Annotated in this window: 12 protein-coding genes; 7 read left to right on the forward strand and 5 right to left on the reverse strand. The window is 43.7% G+C overall.

The window, feature by feature from the left end:
• Positions 1 to 289: 289 nt before the first annotated feature.
• Complete coding sequence (gene xylB, locus OCV57_RS06900) at positions 290 to 1,813, reverse strand: xylulokinase (protein ID WP_267300929.1); 1,524 nt, start codon at positions 1,811 to 1,813, stop codon at positions 290 to 292.
• A gap of 266 nt (positions 1,814 to 2,079) precedes the next feature.
• Positions 2,080 to 2,259: a hypothetical protein gene (locus OCV57_RS06905; protein WP_022288558.1), complete on the reverse strand. Its 180-nt coding sequence runs from the start codon at positions 2,257 to 2,259 to the stop codon at positions 2,080 to 2,082.
• Positions 2,260 to 2,645: 386 nt separating this feature from the next.
• Between OCV57_RS06905 and serC the strand changes: the two genes are divergently transcribed.
• The 4 genes from serC (at position 2,646) to OCV57_RS06925 (ending at position 5,509) form a co-directional block, all read left to right on the forward strand.
• Positions 2,646 to 3,728 (forward strand): 3-phosphoserine/phosphohydroxythreonine transaminase, encoded by a 1,083-nt coding sequence (gene serC / locus OCV57_RS06910; protein ID WP_117859494.1) that lies wholly within the window; start codon positions 2,646 to 2,648, stop codon positions 3,726 to 3,728.
• 26 nt (positions 3,729 to 3,754) lie between these two features.
• The gene (locus tag OCV57_RS06915; RefSeq protein WP_022288560.1) at positions 3,755 to 3,922 is read left to right on the forward strand and encodes a hypothetical protein; all 168 of its coding nucleotides are present in this window, start codon (positions 3,755 to 3,757) and stop codon (positions 3,920 to 3,922) included.
• A 22-nt stretch (positions 3,923 to 3,944) separates the two neighbouring features.
• The gene (locus OCV57_RS06920; RefSeq protein WP_267300930.1) at positions 3,945 to 5,096 is read left to right on the forward strand and encodes a 3-phosphoglycerate dehydrogenase family protein; all 1,152 of its coding nucleotides are present in this window, start codon (positions 3,945 to 3,947) and stop codon (positions 5,094 to 5,096) included.
• A 119-nt stretch (positions 5,097 to 5,215) separates the two neighbouring features.
• The gene (locus OCV57_RS06925) at positions 5,216 to 5,509 is read left to right on the forward strand and encodes a hypothetical protein (RefSeq protein WP_117859496.1); all 294 of its coding nucleotides are present in this window, start codon (positions 5,216 to 5,218) and stop codon (positions 5,507 to 5,509) included.
• Between the two features lie 66 nt (positions 5,510 to 5,575).
• Here OCV57_RS06925 and OCV57_RS06930 read toward each other — a convergent pair whose 3' ends face one another.
• Positions 5,576 to 6,061 carry a GtrA family protein gene (locus tag OCV57_RS06930; protein ID WP_267300931.1) on the reverse strand — a complete coding sequence of 162 codons (486 nt, stop codon included), beginning with the start codon at positions 6,059 to 6,061 and terminating at the stop codon, positions 5,576 to 5,578.
• Positions 6,062 to 6,270: 209 nt separating this feature from the next.
• On the opposite strand from OCV57_RS06930, the gene OCV57_RS06935 reads away from it, so the two are divergent.
• The 3 genes from OCV57_RS06935 (at position 6,271) to OCV57_RS06945 (ending at position 8,974) form a co-directional block, all read left to right on the forward strand.
• Positions 6,271 to 7,539 carry a hemolysin family protein gene (locus tag OCV57_RS06935; protein ID WP_267300932.1) on the forward strand — a complete coding sequence of 423 codons (1,269 nt, stop codon included), beginning with the start codon at positions 6,271 to 6,273 and terminating at the stop codon, positions 7,537 to 7,539.
• Positions 7,532 to 8,035: a hypothetical protein gene (locus OCV57_RS06940; protein WP_267300933.1), complete on the forward strand. Its 504-nt coding sequence runs from the start codon at positions 7,532 to 7,534 to the stop codon at positions 8,033 to 8,035. The genes OCV57_RS06935 and OCV57_RS06940 overlap by 8 nt, the downstream gene beginning before the upstream one ends.
• A gap of 105 nt (positions 8,036 to 8,140) precedes the next feature.
• Positions 8,141 to 8,974: a hypothetical protein gene (locus OCV57_RS06945; protein WP_038672398.1), complete on the forward strand. Its 834-nt coding sequence runs from the start codon at positions 8,141 to 8,143 to the stop codon at positions 8,972 to 8,974.
• Between the two features lie 41 nt (positions 8,975 to 9,015).
• Here OCV57_RS06945 and OCV57_RS06950 read toward each other — a convergent pair whose 3' ends face one another.
• Both OCV57_RS06950 and OCV57_RS06955 read right to left on the reverse strand, forming a co-directional pair.
• Positions 9,016 to 9,513, reverse strand: coding sequence for a hypothetical protein (locus OCV57_RS06950; RefSeq protein ID WP_038672396.1), 498 nt, complete (start codon positions 9,511 to 9,513; stop codon positions 9,016 to 9,018).
• Between the two features lie 55 nt (positions 9,514 to 9,568).
• Positions 9,569 to 10,954 (reverse strand): MATE family efflux transporter, encoded by a 1,386-nt coding sequence (locus OCV57_RS06955; protein ID WP_267300934.1) that lies wholly within the window; start codon positions 10,952 to 10,954, stop codon positions 9,569 to 9,571.
• Between the last annotated feature and the right edge of the window lie 303 nt (positions 10,955 to 11,257).

Genomic DNA, 11,257 nt, shown 5'->3' on the forward strand with positions numbered 1-11,257 from the left:
TTCACTGCGTTCAAAACTTTGGCGACCGCCACTCAGGCAGGGGGCAGGCAAGGCGCACAGCACAGCTTTGTGCGCCCTGCACCCTCAACATTTAATGCTTCGGACATAAAAAACGCCCTGCGCACTTCGTGCGTGGGCTTGGGGTGGTAGAGGTCGCCTGTTCAAATCAGGTCACTCCGACCAATATGTAAAAACGGCTTTCCGCTATTGTGGAGAGCCATTTTTTAGTTGTCGAAATATTCTAACACAAAAAAAGCTCCGACGGCAAATCGGAGCTTTTGGTTTTATATTACATCTTCGCAAGCTTTGCAAATTCTGCTTTCAGTGCAGGATAGATCTCTGTGTAAAGCTTGTAGTATTTCTCATACTCAGGTGCTCGCTCTGCTTCAGGCTGCTGTACCTTGTCGGTCTTTACTACTGCCTTACAAGCTTCCGGTACTGATGAGTAAATGCCTGCGCCTGTTGCTGCAAGAAGTGCTACGCCAAGGGCTGGACCTTCTTTCGATGAAGCTGTTTTTACAGGGCAGTTGTAAAGATCTGCGAGCATTGATCTCCACAGCGGTGAGCTTCCGCCGCCTCCGCATGCCATCATGTCGGATACGTTGATATCCATTTCTCTGAATACCTCAACACAATCTCTCAGGGAGTATGATACGCCCTCCATTACTGCTCTCAGCATATCACGCTTAGTGTGCATTGCGGAAAGTCCGAAGAATACTCCTCTTGCGTCAGGGTCAAGATGCGGTGTTCTTTCGCCCATGAGATATGGCAGATAGAGAAGTCTGTTTGCACCAACAGGCACTTTCTCTGCTTCCTTATCCATGAGATAATATTCGTCAACGCCCATGCACTTTGCTGTTTCTTTCTCTGCATTGCAGAAATTATCCCTGAACCATTTCAGCGAAAGTCCTGCGCCTTGTGTAACACCCATAACGTGCCATGCGTTCGGTACTGCTGCACAGCAGGTGTGAACTCTGCCCTTTGGGTCGATAGAGATAGAAGAAGTGTGTGCAAATACGACGCCTGATGTTCCGATAGTTGTGAACGCCTTACCGTCCTCTGCAACGCCTGTTCCGATAGCCGCAGCGGCATTGTCGCCTGCTCCGCCTACTACTATAGTACCCTCTTTAAGTCCTGTAAGCTCAGCCATTTTCTTTGTGACCTTGCCTGTTACCTCGCATGACTCGTACACCTTGCCCAGCATTGACATATCAATGCCAAGCGTATCGCAGACTTCCTTTGACCAGCAGCGGTTTGGCACGTCAAGAAGCTGCATACCGCTTGCGTCGGAAACCTCTGTTGCATATTCGCCTGTGAGGATAAATCTCAGATAGTCCTTTGGAAGAAGAATGTGTCTGCACTTTTCATATATATCAGGCTCGTTGTTCTTTACCCAAAGGATTTTCGCAGCCGTCCAGCCTGTGAGGGCAGGGTTTGCTGTTATCTTGATGAGCTTTTCTCTGCCTAGCTTTTCGTTCATTTCTTCAACTTCTGCGGCAGTTCTCTGATCGCACCATATTATGGACTTTCTAAGCACGTTGTTGTCCTTATCCAGCATAACAAGTCCGTGCATCTGTCCAGAGATACCAACACCTGCAACGTCCTCTTTATTTACGCCGCTTTTGGTCATAACAGCCTTGATAGTGTTTATCATTGCGTTTGCCCAGTCAGCAGGGTCCTGTTCTGCATAGCCATTTTTAGGCTGATACATAGGATATTCAATAGTTACAGAAGAAATAACAGTGCCCTTTTCGTCAAAAAGCACCGTCTTAGTGCCACTTGTGCCGCAGTCTACGCCGATTACATAAGCCATATTTTTTTACTCCTTTATAATATGTATAGTATCATTTGTGTTCATTAAAACGATTACATTAATTATACAATATTTCTCTCTGAAATGCAATACCCATAAAACGTTTTCGCAAAATTTATCTGCACAAAAAAAGGACGGTGGGGCTGCCGTCCTATAAATTTGTTGAAAAAGCTGGTGAGTGGGCGGGACGTCGAGGGCGCCGTCCCCTACAAAACAACGTGTCTGTGTTATTGACAGGATACGGCTCGATATCGTCCATTTTAAGTCTAGTCTGCTTTCTCAAGCACAAAGAATGTGCTGTTGTTTTCGCTTTTCATTTCCTTTATAGCCCAGCCTGCCGCGATCAGACTGTTGAGCTTTTCAACTCGCTGAAATCTGTCCATATCCGGGGCTTTTCCATCATGGGCTTTGTCCTCATTTCTTGAAACATAAAATATCTTTTGCATATATATCCTCTTTCCCTGAGAGTGACAATTGTTCCCCGATTTTTTTACAACTGTCGCATTTTATTGATTACATTATACTACACAAATATGGAGATTTCAAGGAATACCAAAAATTTTAACCTCTTTTTAACGCTTTAGTATTATTCTGATTTTTCATGCTTTTCAGTGCTTATTATATATAACGGCATAGGTAAGGTGAAAAAATGCACGTTTTCAGGGCTGTTTTATGTGCTGATATGTACAAAAACTTATGACGAGTGAGTATTTTTATATGACAGCCCTTGACTTTTTTTTATAAAAGGCATATAATATTATTATTAATTTATATATTTATAGTCTTTATAAATAATGAAACTAAGAAACTAATTTATATGGAGGGTTTAACAATGGGTAGAGTATATAACTTCAGCGCAGGTCCTGCTGTACTCCCTGAGGAAGTGCTTAAGGAAGCTGCCGATGAAATGCTCGATTATAAGGGCACAGGTATGAGCGTAATGGAGATGAGCCACCGTTCCAAGGCGTTCGATGACATCATCAAGGAAGCTGAAAAGGACATCAGAGATCTTATGGGTATCCCTGATAACTATAAGGTGCTGTTCCTTCAGGGCGGTGCTTCTCAGCAGTTCTCAGCCGTTCCTATGAACCTTATGAAGAACAAGAAAGCGGCTTACATAATCACAGGTCAGTGGGCTAAGAAGGCTTATCAGGAGGCTCAGAAATACGGCGAGGCTGTTGCTGTGGCTTCTTCTGCTGACAAGACTTTCTCTTATATCCCTGATTGTTCAGATCTCGATATTCCTGAGGACGCTGACTATGTTTATATCTGCGAAAACAATACTATCTATGGTACAAAGTACAAGACTCTGCCTAACACAAAGGGTCACACACTTGTTGCAGACGTTTCTTCCTGCTTCTTGTCTGAGCCTGTTGACGTAACAAAGTACGGTGTTATTTACGGCGGCGTTCAGAAGAACGTTGGCCCTGCCGGCGTTGTTATCGCTATCATCAGAGAAGATCTTATCACTGACGATGTTCTCGAGGGAACACCTACAATGCTCAAGTGGAAAACTCAGGCTGACGCTGACTCTCTTTACAATACACCTCCTTGCTATGGCATCTACATCTGCGGCAAGGTATTCAAGTGGATAAAGAAAATGGGCGGTCTTGAGGCTATGAAGGCTCACAACGAGAAGAAGGCTAAGATACTCTATGATTATCTTGACCAGAGCAAGCTCTTCAAGGGCACTGTTGTTCCTGAGGACAGATCTCTTATGAACGTTCCATTCGTAACAGGCGACGCTGAGCTTGACAAGAAGTTCGTTGCTGAGGCTACAGCAGCAGGCTTTGTAAACCTCAAGGGTCACAGAACTGTTGGCGGTATGAGAGCTTCTATCTACAACGCAATGCCTATCGAGGGCGTTGAAAAGCTTGTTGAGTTCATGAAGAAGTTCGAGGCTGAAAACGCTTAATCAGATTTGATCGAGGTGAAATTTCAATGCTTCATCGATTGCTTCATATGATAAGCACTGCTGATTTGATCAAAAACAATCCGGACGATTGGCGTGATAAGCTTAATGAAAGAAGTAAGTCAAAAGGCAAAGTTGTTCTCGTTCTTTTCGCTGTAATACTTGTTCTTTGCCTGTTTGTAAGAATTATCACTTAAATAGATGAAAGAGGTTAGTTTAATGTACAACATATTGACTTTGAATAAGATCGCCGCTTGCGGTACAGATATTTTCGACAAGGCTAAGTACACAGTAAGCGACAATGCTGAAAATCCTACCGCTATAATGGTACGTTCAGCAAAGATGCACGATATGGAAATGCCTGAGAGCCTGCTTGCTATTGCAAGAGCAGGTGCTGGCGTAAACAATATCCCAGTTGAGAAGTGCGCAGAGCAGGGAATCGTTGTATTTAACACACCTGGCGCAAACTCAAACGCTGTTAAGGAACTTGCTATTTGTGCGCTTCTTCTTTCTTCAAGAAAGATAACTGAGGCTGCTGCATGGGCTGCATCACTCAAGGGCACACTTGACGCTCCAAAGACAGTTGAGGGCGGCAAGTCTAAGTTTGCAGGTCCTGAGATATTGGGCAAGACTCTTGGTGTAATCGGTCTTGGTGCTATCGGCGGAAAGATCGCAAACGCAGCCGTTGCACTTGGCATGGACGTTATCGGCTATGACCCATTCCTTTCTGTAAACGCAGCTATCCAGCTTGATCCTGCTGTAAAGGTAACTGCTGATATCAACGATATTTACAAGAACAGTGACTATATCACTATCCACGTTCCTTATACACCTGACACAAAGAACACTATCGACGAAGCTCAGATAGCAATGATGAAGGACGGCGTTCGTCTTATCAACCTTGCAAGAGGCGAGCTTATCAACAGTGCGGCTGTTGTAAAGGCTATCAAGGACGGCAAGGTTGCAAAGTATGTAACAGACTTTGCAGATGATGTTGTTCTTGGCGAGGAGAACGTTATCGTTCTGCCACACCTTGGCGCTTCCACACCTGAGTCTGAGGACAACTGCGCAACAATGGCGGCTCACGAGCTTATCGACTATATCGAGAAGGGAACTATCAAGAATTCTGTAAACTTCCCTAATGCAGAGCTTGCTAAAACAGGCGACCACCTTGTTTGCGTGCTTCACAAGAACGTTCCTGCACTTATTGCACAGATCACATCTGTTGTATCTGACAAGGGCGCAAATATCGAGAACCTTGTAAACAAGTCTAAGAAAGACTGGGCTTACACAATGCTCGATGTTACAGGCGACGTTGACGCTGACGCTTTCAAGTCTATCGAGGGCGTTGTTGGCGTAAGAGTTCTTTAATTGTTGATAAAAGAAATTTTATATGCAGCAATGAGGCTGCCCACGGACGAACTGCGTCTTGGGCAGCCTTTTTTGATACAAAAAAGCTATAATTTAAGTGAAAAATGGAGGAATTTAAAATGGACAAACTTATAACAGCAATTTTATTTATCGGAATACCAATGGCACTGACTCAGCTTATTTACAGGATAATTGACCGCAAGGGTAACAAGACCGCAAAGCTTGCTGAGCGTTTTCCTGTGCTTGTGAAAAGAAAGTTTCTTGTGCAGATAGGCGGAGCAATGGCGTTCGTTATCGTGTTCGGGCTTATCTCGCTTCTGCTTGACCTGCCTATCAAGGTGTTTTTCATTGTGTGCGGAGTTGTAGTGGGCGTGATAAACGGCATGGCGGTCACGCTTATGTACAGAGATTAGTCGGTTGCAACGTGGCAACTGGGGCAAAATAAAAAGCTGTCAGATCTGACAGCTTTTTTTGTATGCTTATTTCTTTCTGAAGACCACAAGCTTGCTGATGACATAGTTAAGTATCAGCACAACAACGTTTGCCACTATCTTTGTTATCCAATAGTTGAAGCTGAGAAGTGAGTAGCCGAGCCACATCATGAACATTTCTACGAGAAGAGTGAATATCCTGCCGCCATAAAATGAAGCCGCTTCGGAGATTATCGCCTTTTTGCCCTCTGCTTCAGACTCGAAAACCCATATCCTGTTGGTTATGTATGCGAATGTTACTGCACATATCCATGATATTACGGTGCTTGTGGTGGAAACACCGCCCTTGCCTATGCCTGCTTGCTCCAAAAGTACTTTTGAGATGCCTGCGGTCACAAAGCTGACTGCGGTGGTGAGTACGCCGAAAAACAGATACAAAAGCATTTCCTTGTTTTTGACGTAAAAGGGTCTGAACCAGCCGAATATCTTCCAGTCCATTATTTTGTCGAAAATGTCTTTATCTTTCTTTGCCATTTCTGTTATCTCCTTTTGTGCATATGAATATTATGAACACAAAGAATATTATAACTCTTTTACATCGTTTTTTCAACAATACTGTTGCAATTGGTTAAAAAATATGTTATGATAACTATATGTAGTCAGTTTTCATGACTGCCTTTAGTGCTATTTTTATAACTAGGGCAGCAAATTTATATTCTGACCTGAAAGGATAATTTTATTTTATGAAAGTTGTTATCATCGCTGTGCTTCTTATGCTGTCTGCTATTTGTTCTGCAACGGAGACAGCATTTTCTTCATGCAACAGGATAAGGCTTAAAAAACTTGCAGACGACGGAAACAAGTCTGCAAAGAAGGCAATGAACATATGCGATAATTTTGATAAGGCACTCACCGCTATACTTGTGGGAAACAATGTTGTGAACATTTCTTCATCTTCACTTGCAACGGTGCTTTTTACGGAGAAGTTCGGAAAGGGAAGCGTGGGTCTTGCTACTGTAGTCATGACGGTGCTTGTGCTTATTTTTGGTGAGATCTTGCCTAAGAGCCTTGCAAAGGAAAATTCCGAGAGGTTTTCTATTCTTATGGCGGCTCCGCTTTCCGCATTCATGTTCATCATCACGCCTATAACGGCTATTTTTATGGGCATAAAAAGCGGTGTTACAAAGCTTGTGGGCAACAAGAACAGCGAGCCGTCTGTTACTGAGGAAGAACTTAAATATATCATAGACGAGATTCAGGACGAGGGTGTACTTGAAGAGCAGGAGTCGGAGCTTGTGCGTTCGGCACTTGATTTTGACGAGATAACCATAAGCGAGATACTTGTTCCGAGAGTAAATATCGAGGGTGTTGAGCTTCATGAGGATATGGAGAGCATAAAAAAACGCTTTGTGCAGACAAAGTTTTCAAGGCTTCCCGTGTATGACAAGGACTTAGACCACATTGTGGGACTTATCCACCAGTCTGACTTTTTTGAAATGTATCTCAAGGGCAAGACGGACATAAGCCTTATAATGAACAAGCCACTTTACATAACCGAAAACCGCAAGATCTCTGAGATCCTGAAGCAAATGCAGCGCAAAAAGGTGCATATGGCGGTGGTGCTCGACCAATACGGCGGTACGGAGGGCATTTGTACCCTTGAGGATATCATAGAGGAGCTTGTGGGCGAGATCTATGATGAAAGCGACGAGGAGGATACCTCCCTTGTGAAAATAAGCGACGGTGTTTACGAAGCGTCGGCGGAGCTTTCGGTATCGGATTTTCTTGACAGGATAGGACTGCCGGAGGACACTATCGAAACCGAAAGAACATCTCTCGGTGGCTGGATAATGGATATGCTTGACAGACTACCTGAGCAGAATGAAGTTATAAGCTGTCCGCCTTTTGAGATGACAGTGAAAATGGAGGACGAGCAGAAAATAGACAGGATACGCTTCAAGATATCCGAAGAGGAGCTTGAAAGCAAGAAGGCGGAGGAAGAAAATGCCTAAGCAGATAAAGAAAGAGCAGATAAAAAAGTCAGAGCTTTTATACAGAAAATGGTCTGTTGCAGGACTTGCGGCAGCGGCTGTGTTCATGGGGTGTATGGCTGGGCTTATGAGCATGATAGTGAAAACCGAGGGAGCAAAAGTGCCAACGATAGTGCTTTTTGCGGCGTTCATTATCTACACGGCAGTGTCGGTGGTATGTGCGGTGCTTGGAGTGAAAAGCTATGTAAAGGACGACTGCGGAGTGTGTCTTTTTCAGGGTATAGTGCATATTTACAGCGTTATAGCCTGCGTAATGAATGTGAGAATGGCATTTATAATACTGTTCTCAGCGTTAGGCTCGCAATCGGGGGTAGATACCCTTATAGGAAGCCAATCGCAGAACGAATTTATACAAAGTCAGTATGCAAGCTGGATATGTCTAGCCATTGCTACTCTGTTCTCAGTGATACTTGGTATTCTTGCGGTCGTTAGGCTTGTGAAAAATAAAAAGGGCTGATAGAATTATCATTTAATGTAGGGGCGAACAGTGTTCGCCCGTAATTTCGTGCTTTTGGGAAAAAATATGTCTTAGAAAATCATAGAGTAAGGAAGAAGAAAAATAATGTTTTTGCTTATACTTGTAGTTGTATGCTACACGATATGTTCCCTTAGTGACAAGTACGCTGTTTCAACGGCAAAATTCAACGGCGATGAGCTTGGATTCTTAATGGCGGCGGCAACGGCTGTTTTCATGGCTTGCTGTCTGCCTTTCCTCGACAGGACTATTACGCTTAGCTGGCAGTCATTTGCGGCGATAGGTCTGCTGTGCTTGTCGAAGATCCTTGAATTTAAGCTTTCGGCTATTATCCTTGATGAAATATCAGCCTTTGAGCTTAAGGCTTGGCTTGGTATCACCCTTTTCATGTCCTATGCAACGGATATTTTCCTTGGTGAAAAGCCGAGCATTTTCAAGTTCCTTTTTATCGTGCTTACTGTTGCAGGACTTGTTTTTATCGCAAAATCAGGCAGAACGGACAGCGGCAATATAAATTACCGCAGGATAGTTGTTCCTCTGGTGTTCTATCTTTTGGCAAGATACGGCTACGGCATAGTTGTAAGAGCGTCGGAGAATTACATATCCTCAACCATGGCGCTGTTCTTTGCGCTTATACTTATGGCTATCATACTTCTGCCAAGGGCGAAGCCTTTGGAGATATTCAAGAAAAATCAAAAGGGCGCATGGGTGGTTGTGCTTACAAAGATTCCGAATGTGGCAGGTCTGCTTGCGGAGAACGCTGTTATTGCTGTGAGCCTTGCGAGTGCGTCATTTATCCAGCCTATGATACTGTGTTCGCTGTTTGTTATAGCGCTCATAAGAAAAGAGCCTATCACAAAGCTGAGATTTATCGGCAGCGTTATTTGTATGGTGGGCATAATAGGATTTCAGGTTTGTTAAAAATAAAACGTCGGGCGTTTCAATTCGTCCGACGTTTTTTGTTATCTTTCGGTATTGTACATTGCGGCAAACCAGTAATCTTCTTCAAGATAGCTTGTGTCTTTCTTGCCCCATGTAATTTTTATTTTCACAAGACAGCCGTCAATATCCTCTTTTGGAAGCTCCAGCTTTTTGGACTCCTTGGCAAGCACCTTTCCGTCATAGCTGTAGACAGTGTAAAGCACGTCACCGAGCCTGTCCCCTGTGACTTCTACGGACATAGGGGTTTTAAGGGTAACATTGCCGTCCTTATCTACATCTGCCTTTACATTAAATGACGGTACGGAGGAGAGCAGATCTTCAAAGCTCTTTTCAGCGGAAAGGCTCTCGCTCTTGCCATTGCAGTATCGTGTCTTTTCAGTGCCGGGAAGCTCATATTTGCTTCCGTCACAGGTCAGCACAACTGAACCTTTCTCCACCTTTGGGGTTATATTTATCACAAGGGCGCAAGCCAAAAAGATAACGGCGGTAAGCAGGCCTACAAGTATTTTCCTTTTCATTATTATCACCAATGCTATTATAGCACCTTTTGGAATAATAATCAAGGGCAGTGTTTTAGTCTTTGAGCTTTATCTCACGTTTTATCCTGCCCATTATCACAATGGCGGCGACAGTGCCTACAAGCTCGCCGAACGGAACGGCTGCCCATACTATCTTGCCTGCTGAGGAGGTAAGGGTGAGAAGATAAGCCGTGGGGAGAGGGATAACTAAAAGTCTGATAAGGAAAAGCACAAGGGAAGCTATGCCATGGTCGAGTGCCTGAAAAATTCCCTGATAGGCTATGTTTGCACCTGCAAAAAGATAGCCTAAAGTGATTATCCTTATGGCGTAGGTGGCGAATATCTCCGTATCCGCTGACAGTGAGAATACATGGCATATCTGAGAAGCAAAAAGCTGCAAGCCTATAATGCCAAGGAGCATGAGTCCCAACGTGTAGAGCATACCGTATTTTATGCCTGAACGAACTCTTGTTTTGTCCCCTTTGCCGTAGTTGTATGATACAACCGGAATGATAGTATTGTTCATGCCGAATGACGCAAAGAATACGAACTGCTGTATTTTATAATAGATACCATAGGCTGTTACGGCGGATTGACCTATCCTGTTGAGTATGACATTAAGACCGTAGGTCATGACGGACATAAGAGCCTGTATTATTATGGCAGGAACGCCTATTCTATAAATGTTTGTTATCATTTTGCGCTGGGGTATAAAATACCTCATGCCGCTTGGTATCTCTTTGTTGCACACAAAATGAAGCACGCCGCCTATGACCATTGTGAGTACCTGACCGATGACAGTGGCATATGCGGCACCTTTTACTCCAAGCTCTGGGAAAGGGCCAAGCCCGAAAATCAAAACAGGGTCAAGGACGATGTTGGCTATTGCGCCTACAAGCTGAGCAATGGTGGAATGGATAGTTTTGCCTGTCGCCTGCAAAAGCTTTTCAAATATCATTGAACCTACTGCACCGAATGACAACACACAGCATATGCCTAGATATTCGCCCCCAAGCTTTAGAGCAAGACTATCATGGGTCTGTGTTTTCAAAAATGCGTCAGTGCCGAAAAATCCGAACAGCATGAACACGATGTAGGTGCAAAGACCTATGAAAATGGCGTTGCCTGCTATTTTGCCTGCACGCTCAAAATTCTTTTCTCCAAGGCTTCTGGAGAGCAAGGCATTTATTCCAACGCCTGTGCCTACGCCTACAGCGATTATCAAAAGCTGGACAGGGTATGCAAGGGTTAGGGCGTTTACGGCATATTCGCCTATGTGCTCAACTGTATCATCTGTTATCCTGCTTACGAAATAGCTGTCAACGATATTGTAAAAAGCCTGAACTATCATTGAAATTATCATAGGCAGACCCATGCTCAGCATGAGTTTCGGCATGGGCATAACGCCCATCTTGTTTTCTTTCAGAGCTTTTTCGCTCATATTTTATTACCTCCCGTTTTTTGCGCATAAAAAAACAGCGCAGGTCCGAATACAATCGGACTTACGCTGTCGCTGCTCATTGTTATAATTATTATACCATATATTTTTTCATATGTCCAAGGACTTTTTATACAAAAGTCAGGCTTCAAAGACTCACTTTTTTGATGATATGAAGCGTTGCGAATTTACAATAAAATATATAAAAATGTAGGTTTGTCAATCATATTGGACACTATTATTAAGAAATTCGATAGGCGAAAACCATTTGAGGGGACGCATAGGACGGTTGTTTGTTCGACTTAA

The organism is Hominimerdicola aceti, assembly GCF_025567495.1.
GTDB classification, from domain to species: domain Bacteria; phylum Bacillota; class Clostridia; order Oscillospirales; family Ruminococcaceae; genus Hominimerdicola; species Hominimerdicola aceti.